General features: G+C 62.5%; 13 protein-coding genes. 7 read left to right on the top strand and 6 right to left on the bottom strand.

From position 1 onward, the window contains the following. The first annotated feature begins 11 nt into the window (after positions 1-11). Complete coding sequence (locus ACFWEM_RS13715; protein WP_378447684.1) at positions 12-1,088, top strand: hypothetical protein; 1,077 nt, start codon at positions 12-14, stop codon at positions 1,086-1,088. Between the two features lie 13 nt (positions 1,089-1,101). On the opposite strand, the gene ACFWEM_RS13710 is transcribed toward ACFWEM_RS13715, so the two are convergent. Further along, positions 1,102-1,572, bottom strand: coding sequence for a gamma-glutamylcyclotransferase (locus tag ACFWEM_RS13710; RefSeq protein WP_003940753.1), 471 nt, complete (start codon positions 1,570-1,572; stop codon positions 1,102-1,104). A gap of 154 nt (positions 1,573-1,726) precedes the next feature. Between ACFWEM_RS13710 and ACFWEM_RS13705 the strand changes: the two genes are divergently transcribed. Both ACFWEM_RS13705 and ACFWEM_RS13700 read left to right on the top strand, forming a co-directional pair. Next, the gene (locus ACFWEM_RS13705) at positions 1,727-3,130 is read left to right on the top strand and encodes an NAD(P)H-quinone dehydrogenase (protein ID WP_230812434.1); all 1,404 of its coding nucleotides are present in this window, start codon (positions 1,727-1,729) and stop codon (positions 3,128-3,130) included. Between the two features lie 181 nt (positions 3,131-3,311). After that, entirely contained in the window at positions 3,312-4,493 is a 1,182-nt protein-coding gene (locus ACFWEM_RS13700; protein WP_378534178.1) for a PLP-dependent aminotransferase family protein, read from the top strand. Here the strand turns inward: ACFWEM_RS13700 and ACFWEM_RS13695 are convergent. Next, the gene (locus ACFWEM_RS13695; protein ID WP_378534176.1) at positions 4,474-5,259 is read right to left on the bottom strand and encodes a CoA-transferase subunit beta; all 786 of its coding nucleotides are present in this window, start codon (positions 5,257-5,259) and stop codon (positions 4,474-4,476) included. The genes ACFWEM_RS13700 and ACFWEM_RS13695 overlap by 20 nt on opposite strands. Continuing rightward, complete coding sequence (locus ACFWEM_RS13690; RefSeq protein WP_378534174.1) at positions 5,256-6,170, bottom strand: CoA transferase subunit A; 915 nt, start codon at positions 6,168-6,170, stop codon at positions 5,256-5,258. The genes ACFWEM_RS13695 and ACFWEM_RS13690 overlap by 4 nt, the downstream gene beginning before the upstream one ends. 84 nt (positions 6,171-6,254) lie before the next feature. Here ACFWEM_RS13690 and ACFWEM_RS13685 point away from each other — a divergent pair, with 84 nt between their 5' ends. Beyond that, positions 6,255-7,151, top strand: a complete 897-nt coding sequence (locus tag ACFWEM_RS13685; RefSeq protein WP_230812442.1) for a LysR substrate-binding domain-containing protein — start codon at positions 6,255-6,257, stop codon at positions 7,149-7,151. Here ACFWEM_RS13685 and ACFWEM_RS13680 read toward each other — a convergent pair. Both ACFWEM_RS13680 and glpK read right to left on the bottom strand, forming a co-directional pair. Beyond that, positions 7,148-8,563 (bottom strand): MFS transporter, encoded by a 1,416-nt coding sequence (locus ACFWEM_RS13680; protein ID WP_378534172.1) that lies wholly within the window; start codon positions 8,561-8,563, stop codon positions 7,148-7,150. The genes ACFWEM_RS13685 and ACFWEM_RS13680 overlap by 4 nt on opposite strands. A gap of 171 nt (positions 8,564-8,734) precedes the next feature. Then, entirely contained in the window at positions 8,735-10,225 is a 1,491-nt protein-coding gene (gene glpK, locus ACFWEM_RS13675; protein ID WP_378534170.1) for a glycerol kinase GlpK, read from the bottom strand. Positions 10,226-10,333: 108 nt separating this feature from the next. Between glpK and ACFWEM_RS13670 the strand changes: the two genes are divergently transcribed. The 3 genes from ACFWEM_RS13670 (at position 10,334) to ACFWEM_RS13660 (ending at position 13,485) form a co-directional block, all read left to right on the top strand. Beyond that, the gene (locus tag ACFWEM_RS13670) at positions 10,334-12,076 is read left to right on the top strand and encodes a glycerol-3-phosphate dehydrogenase/oxidase (RefSeq protein ID WP_378534168.1); all 1,743 of its coding nucleotides are present in this window, start codon (positions 10,334-10,336) and stop codon (positions 12,074-12,076) included. A gap of 99 nt (positions 12,077-12,175) precedes the next feature. Continuing rightward, positions 12,176-12,718 (top strand): hypothetical protein, encoded by a 543-nt coding sequence (locus ACFWEM_RS13665; RefSeq protein WP_019747713.1) that lies wholly within the window; start codon positions 12,176-12,178, stop codon positions 12,716-12,718. Between the two features lie 50 nt (positions 12,719-12,768). Continuing rightward, positions 12,769-13,485, top strand: coding sequence for a GAF and ANTAR domain-containing protein (locus ACFWEM_RS13660; protein ID WP_378534166.1), 717 nt, complete (start codon positions 12,769-12,771; stop codon positions 13,483-13,485). Here ACFWEM_RS13660 and ACFWEM_RS13655 read toward each other — a convergent pair. Then, positions 13,454-14,401, bottom strand: coding sequence for a LysR family transcriptional regulator (locus ACFWEM_RS13655; RefSeq protein WP_378534164.1), 948 nt, complete (start codon positions 14,399-14,401; stop codon positions 13,454-13,456). The genes ACFWEM_RS13660 and ACFWEM_RS13655 overlap by 32 nt on opposite strands. Positions 14,402-14,535 lie beyond the last annotated feature (134 nt).

The raw sequence follows: 14,535 nt of genomic DNA, 5'->3' as shown, positions 1-14,535 counted from the left end.
AAGGTACGGGCATGTCCATAGGTGTGGGAGTGCGAATCGGCACATTGGTGTCGACGGCTGTCGTTGCGTCGAACGATCCGGGTTCGGCCGATCCGGTGGTGTTGGTTCGGGACACGATCCTCAATCAACGCAAGGACGGAACGACGGTGCTCGGTGGCACCGAGCAACTGGGTGCCGGTCGTGAGTTCGCCGAGAGCTGGTCTGGTTTTGTCGGTCGCGTCGGGGACCCGAGTGGCGTCGCAGGAACAGCCGATACTCGTTACCGCGCCGAGGATTTGGTGGCGACCTCGATTCGCTGTCTGTTGCAGGAATGTGAGCCGCTGCCTGATCGCGGTGGCCGGAGCGGGGGAGCCCCCGACATCGTCGCCACATACCCGTCGCGCTGGGACTCGTCCACTGCCGCCCTCATGCAGGATTCTCTCGTCTACGCGGGCCTCGAACGAGTCACACTCGTCTCGGATGCCGAGGCGGTTTCGGCGTGGTTCGAGTCGGAAATCGCGGCGCTCGCCGGCACGCTCATCGGCATCTATCACGTGGACGACACCGGAGCAGCGGTCACGCTGGTGCGTTCGGGTGTCGCCGCGGGCCGCGCATTCGGCTTTGCCGGCGACGGGAGTTCGCCGAGTTCACGCCTCGCGACGGCACTGGGTGCGTTCGGCTGGATGCCGGAGAACCTGGACGCCGTGGTCGTCACCGGTGACGGAGAACCGGCGACGGACAAAGCAGCAATGATGTCCATAGCTGCCGGGATTGCCGAAAAGCTCGGTGTCAGATGTGAACTCGGCCCCGGACCTGAGCAGTCGGCCGCGCTGGGAGCTGCGATCCTCGCTGCCGGATTCACCTCGACGTCGCACACGATCGTGCCGATCGGGTTGCCGCCTTCACACGACGTGACCGAGGTGTTCGACACTCTGGGACGCGAGAAGGTGGCGGCTGAAACTGCAGCCGGGGTGGCAACAGCCGAGCCGGAAACTGCAGTTGTCGCAGGCGAATCGGCGTCGCGCGGTTCGAAGCGCATTCTCGTCGGAGTCGCGATTGTGGTCGTGCTCGCGGCACTCGCAGTGCTCGCGTATTTCCTGCTGCTTTGAGCCGAGTATCCGGCTAGTCGGTAACTCCGTTACCCGGACCAACATTGCGGCTGTTTCGCGTCCGCAACTCTCGTACATACTCGGCCGGCGCTCCGGCAATCTCGGCAGCGTCGGCCATCACGCCGATGTAGCGGGCGGACGGCAGTCCGCCTTCGTACGCATCCATGACATAGAGCCACGCGAGGACTGCATCGCCGGCCGTGTCGACCCGCACTCGGATCTTGCGGTGCAGACCCAGTTCGGCGCCTTCCCAGCGGTCCAGACTTACTTCGTCCTCTTCCGGGACGTCGTAGAGAACCACGAAAACACTGGAGTCAGGATCTTCGACGACGGTGGCGAGAGCGCCCTCCCAGCCGAGGTCCTCGCCGCTGAAGGTCAGGCGCCAGCCTCGCAGCCACCCTGTCCCGGACATGGGCGAGTGTGGGCAGCGCAACAACATCTGCTCGGGATGCATGTTGGAACCGTAAGCGGCATAAATCGACACGGGCGCAAGCCTAAACCGTGGTCCGAGGGTGTGGCGAAGCGGACCACCGGACGCAAGTAATCTGGTACAAGCACTGCGCGACACGTAGTGCTCGAATAGCGTGACACTGGTCGACGGGAGACCCCTGCCGGCCACGCGAGGACTTGGAGGACACATGACCCGGATCGTGATCATCGGTGGCGGACCCGCCGGCTACGAGGCGGCACTGGTAGCCGCGCAGCACGGGGCCACGGTCACCCTGGTCGATTCGGACGGCGTCGGCGGTGCGTGTGTGCTGTTCGACTGTGTTCCGTCGAAGACATTCATCGCGTCCACCGGAATCCGCACCGACATGCGTCGTGCATCCGATCTCGGCATCACCTTGGATCCGGAGCAGGCTTCGGTTTCACTGCCGAAGATCCACTCCCGAGTCAAGAGTCTCGCGTTGTCCCAGTCCTCGGACATTCGCGCACGGTTGCAGACGGTTGGTGTCGAGGTTCTCTCCGGTACCGCCGAACTCACCGATCCGCTCCTCGGAATGGCGGCGCACCAGGTTCGCGCGACGCTCGGAAGCGGCGAGCAGAAGACCATCGACGCAGACGTCGTGTTGATCGCCACCGGCGCCAGCCCCCGCATCATCCCGGGAGCCGAGCCCGACGGTGAGCGAATCATGACGTGGCGTCAGCTCTACGACTTGGACGAGCTGCCCGAGCACCTGGTCGTGGTCGGTTCCGGTGTCACCGGTGCCGAGTTCGTCTCCGCGTACACCGAGATGGGCGTCAAGGTCACTCTCGTGTCCAGTCGTGACCGTGTTCTGCCCGGCGAGGATGCCGATGCGGCACTCGTGCTCGAGGACGCCCTCGCCGAGCGCGGGGTCTCCCTCGTCAAGCACGCCCGCGCGGACGCCGTCGAGCGCACCGAGAAGGGCATCGTCGTCAAGCTCTCCGACGGCCGCACGGTCGAAGGAAGCCACGCTTTGATGACCGTCGGTTCCGTCCCCAACACCAACGGTCTCGGCCTGGAACGGGTCGGCATCGAGCTGGACAAGGGTGGATACCTGCGTGTCGACCGGGTTTCGCGCACCACGGTTTCCGGAATCTACGCAGCCGGTGACTGCACCGGGCTGCTTCCGCTCGCCTCGGTGGCTGCGATGCAGGGACGCATCGCGATGTACCACGCGCTCGGTGAAGGCGTCAGCCCGATCAAGCTGAAGACTGTCGCGTCGGCCGTCTTCACGCGCCCCGAAATTGCAACGGTGGGTGTTTCGCAGGCGGCGATCGACAACGGAGAGGTGCCTGCTCGCACCGTCATGTTGCCGCTCAACACCAACCCGCGTGCCAAGATGTCCGGTTTGCGTCGCGGTTTCGTGAAAATCTTCTGCCGCCCGGCTACCGGCGTGGTTATCGGCGGTGTTGTGGTCGCACCCACCGCTTCGGAACTGATCCTGCCGATAGCGATCGCCGTGCAGAACAACTTGACGGTCAACGACCTGGCTCAGACGTTCTCGGTGTACCCGTCGTTGACCGGGTCGATCACCGAAGCTGCTCGTCAGCTCATGCGTCACGACGACCTGGACTGACAACCGACCAGAATTTTCTTACAATGTGAGAACTCTGTTTCACATACTGAAGTATTGGTGCGATAGTCGAGATACCGACCGAATCAAGGGTCGGTATCTCGGCGCTCTCCCGCCCCGTTGACCCAGGACGGCTCAGGGTGTTTTTCCTCTGACCTTCATTCTGCGTGCCCGGGAGCTTCACATGACACACGCCGCGCTGTCCGCTCGTATGGACGGACTCCGTAGTTCTGCAATTCGCGATCTACTCACCCTGACTGCCCGACCCGACGTCATCAGTTTGGCCGGCGGGCTACCTGACCCCGATTTCATTCCGCGGGAACGAATCTCGAAGGCGGCGCACGACGCACTCGGTGACCCCTCGTCCGTCCAGTACGGCGAGACCTCCGGCCTGCGGCGCCTCCGTGAGGTGATCGCCGAGCGCGAATCCACGAAAATCGGGCGATCACTCGACGCGTCCGAAGTTGTGATCACCCACGGTTCTCAGCAAGGTTTGAGCTTGCTCGCGCAGGTGCTCCTCGATGTCGGTGACGTCGTTGTCGTGGAGGAACCGGCGTATACCGGTGCGCTGCAGGTCTTTCGGACGGCGCAGGCCCGTCTCGTTCCGGTCCGGCTGGACGAGGACGGGATGGACATTGCCGCGCTCGAGGCGAAACTCGACGCCGGTCTTCGGCCCAAAGTTGTTCACACCGTGAGCAATTTCCACAACCCGCGCGGCGCGGTGCTCTCCGCGCAGCGCCGAACGCACCTGGCCGCACTGGCCGACCGATACGGATTCTGGGTTCTCGAGGACGACCCGTACGGCGAGCTGTACTTCGGCGACCAACCGCCCGCGCCGCTGGCTGCACTGTCGGACAGGGTGATTCGGCTGTCCAGTGCCTCCAAGGTGTTGGCGCCGGCGCTGCGCGTCGGCTGGCTGCACGGCGATCGGCGAGTCTGTGAGGCCGTCGAACTGATCAAGCAAGGCGCTGATCTGTGCGGTTCTTCGCTCACCCAGCAGATCGCCGCTGACCTCTTCTCCGACCGCGAGTGGTTCGACGCGCATCTCGACAAGCTCCGGGCGGGGTACGGAGCCAGAGCGAAGGCAATGGTCACAGCCGCCGAGACGGAATTGGATGGTCGTGCACGCTTTTCCGAGGTCCGCGGCGGCATGTTCTGCTGGATGGATTTTCTCGACGACGTCGATACCACCGAACTCCTGGGGGTGGCACTGAAATACGGAGTCGCTTTTGTCCCAGGTTCGGCGTTCGCAGTCGAAGCGGACCTCAGCCGAAGCGCTCGACTGTGTTTCGCGACGTATCCCGAAGCCGTGCTGGTCGATGCCGTCGGCAGGCTCCGGGACAGTGTCAGCGCAGGTACAGCCTGACCTTGTCGATCGTGTTGCGGAGCAGATCGATCTCCGTGCTCGACAGTGGGGTGGTGACGGTGACATGGTCGGCGACGGCCAGGTCCCATCCCGTCGACTCCCGTACCTGATCGACAGAGATTCCCTCGTGGACGCTGGTCAACTCCAGTTCGCCGCCGGGGCCCTGGTGTGTCAGGACGCCGAGGTTGGTGAATACCTTTCTCACTCCTGTACCTGCCGGCATGATGCCCTTTCCGCTGGCGAGGGCGCGGGCGGGGCTTGGCGAGGTGCAGAAGTCGAGCTCGGCCGGAAAGGAACTGAGGTCGTGGCGACGCATCACGACGAAGATTTCGGCGGCGTTCGCGATGATCTCGACAGCCCCGCCCGCCCCGGGCAGTCTGACCGTCGGATTCTTCCAGTCACCGATGAAACTCGTGTTCAGACTGCCCGTTCGATCGATTTGAGCGGCCCCGAGAAATCCGACGTCGACGTTGCCACCTTGCAGGACATAGCCGAAGAGCGCGGCCATGCTCAGCACGGATTCGGCACCGGAGACAACCACGGAGTCGGCGATACCCTCGGCCATGGCTGACGGGTGCGCGCCGCACACCCCGGACTCGTAGATCAGCTCGACGTCCGGATTCGACGTGTGCCTCGCGAGATCGACTGCGAGCGTGGGTAGCCCAACTCCGGCAAAGACTCGGCGCTTACCGGCCAATTCGCGTGCCGCGACGGCGACGATGGTCTCGGTGGAGGTGGCAGCCCCGGTGTCGATCGTGGTGGTCATAGTCTGCTCCCGTAGTCGACAGGTGTGGAAAGTTTTGATCCGACTTCGAGATCGGTCCAGTAGTCTGCTCCGAGTTTGGTGAGATACTCGCTGTGACTGTCGAGTGCGTACACCCAATCGTCGAGCCAATCTCTCAGCCGTGAAGGATCTTTGGAGATTTCGGTCCAGCGTCGGTAGAAGCCGCAATCGCGGTCGTAGTATCCCTGTGCGTACGACGGGTGCGCGCCGCGCGGGCAGACGACAACCGCGTCGACCGCGTGCGAGGGAATCAGAGTTCGGCTGGGGTCGGACCTGATGACCTCGTCGTCGACCAGTTCTTCGACAACGACGATCGCCTTCTTCGCGGCGTACACGGCTTCTTGCTGCACACCGGCGATGCCCCAGATCTGTGCGTTCCCAGACGAATCCGCCCGCTGTGCACCGATGATCGTCACATCCGGATTCAGTGGCGGCACGACGTAGACGCTCCCGCCGCCGTACGGGTCGTCGACGAGTCTCAGTTGCGGGTTGAGCGCGGGCAGATCACTCCCGGCGTACGACCGTAGAGGGAAGAAAGGAAGCCTGGCGGCTCCAGCCTGATACCGGCAGACCATGCCGTAGTGGCTGTATTCCTCGACCTCGAGGGGGAGCGGGTCCTGGTTCTCGATGCGTCTGCGTAACTCGTACAGAGACCCCGCGGACCCGCTGGCGAAGAACGATGCAACCAGCTTTCGGACGCAGCCGGCGGCGACGAGCTGATCGGAAACGATGTCCGGCGTCATTCGGCACAGCGTGAGGTCCTTCCTGCCCTGCCGGATGATCTCGTGTGCCGCGGCAAAGGGGATGAGATGCGAAAATCCCTCCAGCGCAACAGTCATGCCGTCTCCGACGTATCGACCGATGGCCTCTTTCATCGAGAGGGTCTTGTCCACGTGTGTACCTCTTCTTGTTCTCTCGCGCACTCGGTCGGTTTCGGAAACTTGACAGGGTCGGCCGGCGTGGCGCAACAATGTCGGGTGGAAATTCATCAGATCAACGCATTTCTCGCGGTGGCTGAGGAGCTACATTTCGGCCGTGCGGCGCAGCGGCTTCGGATTGCGCAACCTCCACTGAGTCGAACGATCAGGCAATTCGAGAAACAGCTCGGTTCGCCGTTGTTCGATCGAAGTACTCGAACCGTGCGGTTGACTGCTGCCGGCGAAGCGCTGCTGCTTCCGGCGCGCGAGATACTGGACGCGTGCCGGATGGCCGAGATCGCGGTGTCCGCGGCAGGCAAGGGAACGACAGGTCGCGTTCGCCTGGGTTTTGCGGGTACCTCGTCGCATCTGCTCGTCGGGCGGTGGGCGAAATTGGTGAGAAAGACCAATCCCGGTATCGAATTCGTGCTCGACAGTTCCGCTTTCGCGAACGAGGCGTTGTTGATGCTGCTCGATCGACGACTCGACATCGGGATGGTGCGGTGGACCGTCCCACCGCTCGGGATCACGTCGAGGCTGATCGCTGAGGAGGACTTTTTGGTTGCCATGTCGAAAGACCACCCGTTGGCGTCGAGGGACTCGGTTCGGTTGATCGAATTGGAGTCCGAGAATTGGGTGACGCTTCCGGCGGAACCGGGGTCGATTCTGCGGGAATCTCTGCTCACCGCGTCGAAGAACGCAGGGTTCCTCGCCCGAATCGTGCAGACGGCACCGGATTCGATGTCGTTGATCGCGCTGGTGTCCGCGGAAATCGGATGCTCGTTGACCATTTCCTCGGTAGCCCAGAGCATCGTGAACCCGGATGTGGTCTTTGTTCCCGTCATGGATCCACCTCCTCCTCTTCAACTGCGTATCGCCTGGCGAGAGGGAGACGACAGACCTGCTCTTCTCGAAGTGTTGAAATTGTCCGAGCAGGCGCTGCCGTCCCTGGCTTAGACGGTTGCCCGACCTGAAGGAATTTCACCCGCTTCGGATTTCGACGAGTTCGCAGTTTCGGCAAGGGTGTTCTCGAGTTCGAGTTCGTCGTAATCCGCCTGCTCGGCCGTCGAGAGTTCGCTTGCGTTGTATCCGGTACGGCGGAGCAGGAGAAGGGTGCAGATCAGCGAGACAAGTGCGTACAGCCCGGACACGATCGCGACCCCGACGATGTTGCCGGAGGTGTTGAGCATCCACTGCGCCAGTACCGGAGTTCCGCCGCCGACGATGAGGGAACACAGTTGGTACGCCGTCGACAGGCCGGTGTAACGGATGTTGGCGGGGAAGGCCCGAGCGAGAACGCCGGCGATCGCGCCGTAGAACATCGAGTGCGGGATCGTGGCCAGACACATCGCGACGACTGCAATGGTGAAGTTCCCGGTTCTGATGGCGAAGAACATCGCGGGCATGAGAACGAACTCCGGTATCACCATCAGACACATGGCTTTTCGCATGTCGATCTTGGAGACCAGGACGGCGCCGAACGGTTGGACGATGAACTGCACGACAAGCGCGATCGCGATGGCGGCGAGGAAGGTTCCTCGGTCGTATCCGAGTTCTTTCGTAGCCCAGGACAATGCGAAGGTGTTCTTGAAGTAGGTGACCTGTGCGAGGGGGAGTGCGCCGGCGCCGAGGAGAACCAGTACCCAATGCTTGCGCAACACTTCGGCGAGCGGAAGTTTGACGACCTTCTTGCGGGCGAGAACGGCTTTCATCTCGTCGGACTCTTCGAGTTTGAGGCGAATGATCATCCCGAGAATGACCAGGCCTGCCGAAACGAGAAATGGGATTCGCCAGCCGTAGAGGAGGAATGACGGCGTCGGCATCGAAGACAGCAGGAAGAATGCGATGGTGGCCAACAGATTTCCCGCGGGGGAGCCTTGTTGAGCGAACGCGGAGTAGAGGATGCTCTTGCCCTTCGGTGCGTTCTCGCTGGCGATGAGCACTGCGCCGCCCCATTCGCCACCGACCGCGACTCCCTGGATGACGCGAAGGGTGACCAGGCCGATCGGCGCCCAGATCCCTACCTGTGCATAGGTGGGAAGGAGTCCGATGCCGACGGTGGCGACGCCCATCATCATCAAGGTGATGACCAGAGTGTTCTTGCGTCCGATTCGGTCGCCGAGGTGTCCGAAGATGATCCCGCCGATCGGCCGGGCGAGGAAGCCTGCCCACAGAGTGATGAAGGCGAGGAGCGTTCCGACTCCGTTCGGGAGAGTGTCGGAGAAGAAGATGTCGCCGAATACCAGGGCAGCGGCAGTGCCGTAGATGTAGAAGTCGTACCACTCGATAGTGGTTCCGATGAACGAAGCGATACCGGCTCTTCGCGCCTTGGCGTTGATCTCCTCGGAACTGCGAGTGGGTGAACTCATGCGTGGCGACCTTTCTCTGCAACATTCGCGGCGCCGAAACGTGGCGTGCCTGAATGAGATTCGCAGAGTGGTGTAGGTCACGTCCAATACCAACTTGGTCGCCTATTGATACCTCAGGAGTATCAATAGGCGACCATGATCAGCTCTTCCGGTATGGAAGGATCGGGGTGATTATGCGGACCAGTTGTACGTCCGCTCGACGGCCTTGTTCCACTCCGCGTACAGCCGTGCCCGTTCGGACTCGTTCATCGCCGGTTCCCACGTCTTGCCGACGGCCCAGTTGTTGCGGATGTCTTCGGTGTCCGCCCAATAGCCGATGGCAAGGCCCGCTGCGTATGCAGCACCGAGTGCTGTTGTTTCGTTGACCACCGGGCGGATGACGGGAACTCCGAGGATGTCCGACTGGAACTGCATCAGGGTTTCGTTGACCACCATGCCGCCGTCGACCTTCAGGGCGGACAGTTCGACGCCTGAATCCGCACGCATGGCGTCGATGACCTCGCGGGTTTGGTATGCCGTCGCCTCGAGTGCCGCGCGGGCAAGGTGTCCCTTGTTGACGAAGCGCGTCAGGCCGACGATGACGCCGCGTGCGTCCGGTCGCCACCGAGGTGCGAACAGTCCCGAGAACGCGGGCACGAAGTAGGCGCCGCCGTTGTCGTCGACACTTGCGGCGAGCGGCTCGATGTCCTTGGCGTTCTGAATGATTCCGAGATTGTCCCGAAGCCACTGGACCAAGGATCCCGTCACCGCGACGGAACCTTCGAGTGCATAGACGGCGGGGGCTTCGCCGAGTTTGTAGCAGACGGTGGTCAGCAGTCCGTGCTTGCTGTGAACCGGCTTCGTTCCCGTATTGAGGAGCATGAAATTGCCGGTGCCGTAGGTGTTCTTGGCTTCACCCTCGGAGAGGCAGGCCTGACCGAAGGTCGCTGCCTGTTGGTCACCGAGAATTCCGGCGACCGGTACGCCGGCGAGATTGCCGCGAGGGCGGCCGGTGCCGTACACCTCGGAAGAACTACGGATTTCCGGGAGCATCGACATCGGGATTCCGAAGTCCGCACAGATCGATTCGTCCCACTGGAGGGTCTCGAGATCCATGAGCATCGTGCGTGACGCATTGGTGACATCTGTCACGTGAACACCCTCGGTCAAGTTCCACACGATCCACGTGTCGACAGTGCCGAAGCACAGCTCCCCGGCCTCCGCTTTGTCTCTCGCTCCGTCGACGTTGTCGAGAATCCAGCGGATTTTCGGCCCGGCGAAGTAGGTCGAGAGCGGTAGTCCGGTCTTGTCTCGGTACTTGTCCGGCCCTTCGTCTGCGCCCAGCTCGACGCACAGTTGATCGGTGCGCGTGTCCTGCCACACGATCGCGTTGTAGACCGGCTTGCCCGTCGAACGCTCCCAAACGACGGTCGTCTCACGCTGATTCGTGATTCCGACGGCAGCGATGTCGGCGCGCGTGAGATCGACCTTCGCGAGCGCTCCGGCGACCACCTCCCGGGTGTTGATCCACAGCGCCACCGGGTCGTGCTCGACCCAACCGGCGCGCGGGAAAATCTGTTCGTGTTCTTTCTGCGCAACGCTCACCACAGCGCCGTCGTGATCGAAGATCATGCAGCGGCTCGACGTCGTGCCTTGGTCGATGGCGGCGATGTATTGATTCACTGTGCTCCTAGGTTCGGGCGCGTTCGCAGTAATCCGTGCGCTGTCGCAGTATGTGGATCAAGCTACTAGCCTGTAAACGGATTCGTCGTCGACTTACAGGAGACCGGGTTGAGTAAGCAGCAAGGTGCGCAGTTTCTCGGCCCGCAGCAGCGTGAAGCTGCTTGGGAACAACTTCAGACCGAGCAATTCGACGTCGTCGTGGTCGGTGGCGGTGTGGTCGGTGTCGGAGCTGCTCTCGATGCGGCAACCCGCGGACTCAAGGTTGCGTTGGTCGAGGCCCGTGACTACGCATCCGGCACGTCCAGTCGCTCGTCGAAGATGTTCCACGGCGGTCTCCGCTATCTCGAGCAACTCGAATTCGGCCTCGTTCGTGAGGCGTTGCGTGAGCGCGAACTCTCGCTGACCACGCTGGCGCCGCACCTGGTCAAGCCCCTGAAGTTCCTCTTCCCCTTGGCTCACCGCGTGTGGGAACGCCCGTACATGGCCGCGGGAATCTTCCTCTACGACCGGATGGGTGGCGCAAAGTCGGTCCCCTCCCAGAAGCACCTGACCCGGGCGGGCGCGCTGCGCATGTCGCCGAGCCTCAAACGCAGTTCGCTGACCGGTGGCATCCAGTACTACGACACGGTCGTCGACGATGCTCGGCACACCATGACCGTCGCACGCACCGCTGCACATTACGGCGCAGTCGTGCGAACGTCGACGCAGGTCGTGGGCTTTCTGCGCGAGGCGGACCGGGTCTCGGGAGTTCGTGTTCGCGACTGCGAAGACGGACGTACCGCCGAGGTCAAGGGGCATGTCGTCATCAACGCGACCGGTGTCTGGACGGACGAGATCCAAGCGCTCTCACGTCAGCGCGGACGGTTCCGGGTGCGGGCCTCGAAGGGCGTACACATCGTCGTCCCGCGCGATCGCATCGTCAGTGAAGCCGCCATCATCCTGCGTACCGAGAAGTCGGTGCTGTTCGTCATTCCCTGGGGCAGTCACTGGATCATCGGAACCACCGACACCGACTGGAACTTGGATCTCGCCCACCCCGCGGCAACCAAAGCAGATATCGACTACATCCTCGGTCATGTGAACTCCGTCCTGGTCACGCCGTTGACGCACGCCGACATCGACGGTGTGTACGCCGGTCTGCGTCCGCTGCTCGCCGGTGAAAGCGACGAGACGTCGAAGCTTTCGCGCGAGCACGCTGTCGCCCGGGTGGCTCCCGGCCTGGTCGCCATCGCCGGAGGAAAGTACACGACGTATCGGGTGATGGCGGAAGACGCCGTCGACGTGGCTGCAGAAGACATTCCGGCGCGAGTGGCGTCGTCGATCACGGAGAAGGTACCGCTCGTCGGTGCCGACGGATACTTCGCACTGGTCAACCAGACGATGCAATTGGGTGAGCAGTACGGATTGCATCCGTATCGCGTCAAGCACCTGCTCGACCGGTACGGGTCGCTCATCACCGAGGTCCTCGAACTCGGCCGGCAGACGCCGGAGTTGTTGCAGCCCATCACGGATGCGCCTGACTACCTTCAGGTCGAAGCTGTGTACGCGGCTGCAGCCGAGGGGGCACTGCACCTCGACGACATCCTGGCCCGCCGCATGCGCATCGCCATCGAATATCCGCATCGCGGTGTCAACTGCGCGCAGCAGGTCGCCGGCTTGGTGGCCCCGATTCTCGGTTGGGATGCCGCCACCGTCGAACGCGAGGTCGACACGTATCGAGCGCGCGTCGAAGCGGAAATCGAGTCTCAGACCCAACCGGACGACGAGTCGGCCGATGCCTTGCGCGCCGCAGCGCCGGAGTCGAGGGCCGAGATCCTCGAGCCTGTCGTCGTGGTGCCGGATCGGGTTTGAGTCGCCTGTCGTTTGTTCTCGGTCCGCCGTGGGTAGACGGGTGTCGAATCACCACCCGTGTCAGCACAGACCGGTCGAGCGTCGCCCAGGAGGATCCCAATGTTCGGTAATCGGTCGCGATCTGCTGAGGAACACATAGCTACCGGCTATCTCGTCACTCATCTGTGCGGGGCGATGGTGGGGCTGCAGCTCTCGCGGTCGCTCTCGGACTCGTACGGCGTCTGGGCTGACGGTGAGCTGGATTCGTTGCCGGGCGAGCTCGAGTACGAGATCGAACAGCTGCTCCAACTGATCGAGGACACGCAGGGCATATCGCTGCCGCGGTACTCGAAGATCGACGCGACGGTCAATCGGATCAGACGTCTCGTCCACGTCGACGCCATCTGGCGCAACCGCCTCGTGAAGTTGGCAACACTCGAGATCATGCGGACCGCTCTGTGTGGCAAGAGCGCGATGTGGGAGGTCCTGCGAGACATTCCGGCCGGGGAGACGGAGGAACAGTACCGCGAGCTCAACGACCTGGTGTCCAAGCAGATCACCACCGTGACCGCTCTGCATCACCGCGCAGCCACGGAAGCTTTTCAGGGGACGGACGGCCGGGAATCGGCGAGCGGCGGCGACCCCATCCGCTCGAGTAAGTAAGGTTTGTACCGTTCGATGAAGAATTCGATGAACGGTAGACCCCGAGGTGTATGGAGATGGCTGAGCGCGACCAAGCACTGACAGATCCCAAGGCAGTGTTCGCGGCGTTGGCGGAGATCCTGTACTCCGCAACAGAGAGCGCCGAGGTGTACTCCGCGATTTGTTCGGCGGCTGTCGAGTTGATTCCCGGTTGCGATCACGCAAGCCTGATGCTGCGACGAGGAAACACCAACGTCACGGTAGCGGCAAGCGACGAGATTGCCGAGCACGCAGACGATCTCGAGCGGGCCACGGGGGAGGGGCCGTGCATCGACGCCCTCGACACGGAGGCGCCGCAACTCGAGTCGGACCTTCGCACACCGAGTCAGTGGCCTGAATTCGCTCGGAAAGTAGTGGCGGAGACACCCATTCGCGGATCGATGGGGTTCCGACTGATGGTCGATCGTCAGAAGTTCGGTGCCCTCAACCTCTTCTCGGATACTCCGGGGGCTTTCACGGAATCCGCTGCCGACCACGCGATCATGTTGGCGTCGTTTGCGTCCGTGGCAGTCACCGCGCTCACGCGAGGCGAGGATGCCGATTCGCTGCGGCGCGGTCTGGCCAGCAGCCGAGAAATCGGTCAGGCAGTTGGTCTATTGATGGGACTACATCGTGTGTCCGACGACGAGGCCTTCGACATCCTGGTGCGAACCTCACAGAACATGAACGTCAAGATCGCCGAGTTGGCACGCAAAGTCATCGTTCAGCATCGTTCGACTCTCGACTGAGCGCTTCGTTCGCCGGGGGCGAGCCGAGTAGTTGAGATCGCTTGCGATCCACAGTCTCTCGGAGAGTCGTCACCACAGCTGCCACTTCCGGGCGTCGCAGAGATTCCGAACGGGCCACCAACCAGTAGGAAAGTCTGACCTCGATGTGAGCCGGTAGCACGCGAATCAAATCGTCGTGCTGCTCGGCCATGAAGCAGGGGAGCAGGCCGATGCCTGCGCCGGCCCGCGTTGCCTCGATGTGCACGAACACGTTGGTGGACGTGACGGCTTCTCTCATGGAGACCGTGAGCTTGCGAGCCAGATCGAGTTCGTCGACCTGCAGCATCGAGTCGATGAAGTACACGAGCGAGTGATCGGCCAGATCTGCGGCACTCTCGGGAACAGCATTCTGACGTAGATAGTCTCGGGATGCGTACAAACCCAGCGCATAGTCGGCCAGATGGACTGCCTCGGCGCGGTGAACTTGAGGCTTGCCGACCACAACCTCGATGTCGAGCCCCGAGCGTATCTGTGACGCCTTTCTGGTTGCGACAACTATCTCCACGCTGACACGGGGATGGCGTCTGCGAACCGCTGCGCCGGCGGGGGCCGCGATGTAGGCGCTGAAGCCGTCGGTGGCCGAGACCCGCACGACGCCGTCGAGTTGCTGCTGACCGGTGGAGTCGAGTGCCAGTTCGTTCACTGCGGCCTCGATGCGCTCGGCTGCGCTGAGGGCTTGTCTGCCCAGGTCGGTCAACTCCCAGCCGCCGGATGAGCGAACCAGGACACGGCCGCCGAGGCTCTTCTCGAGCGAGGCGATGCGGCGCGAGATAGTGGTGTGATTGAGGCCCAAGTCGTCGGCGGCGGTGTTGAAGCGACCGGTGCGACCGACCGCGAGTAGCACCAGCAGGTCATCCGGGCTCAGTCCGAGATTCATATCTGCATTTTTGCACCTATATGGTGCGAGATTTGTCATTGTCGTGCCAAGAATCTGCACTGATACTCATCGAGTCACAAAAAATGTGCGAGCGGTCACATTCCTGATCGTGAAGAGCAGGCGAATCGCGAACT

It is taken from the genome of Rhodococcus sp. NPDC060176 (assembly GCF_042728675.1).
GTDB lineage: Bacteria > Actinomycetota > Actinomycetes > Mycobacteriales > Mycobacteriaceae > Rhodococcus_F.
Note: the sequence above shows the minus strand (reverse complement) of the source record. Positions and strands in the feature narration are given on the sequence as shown.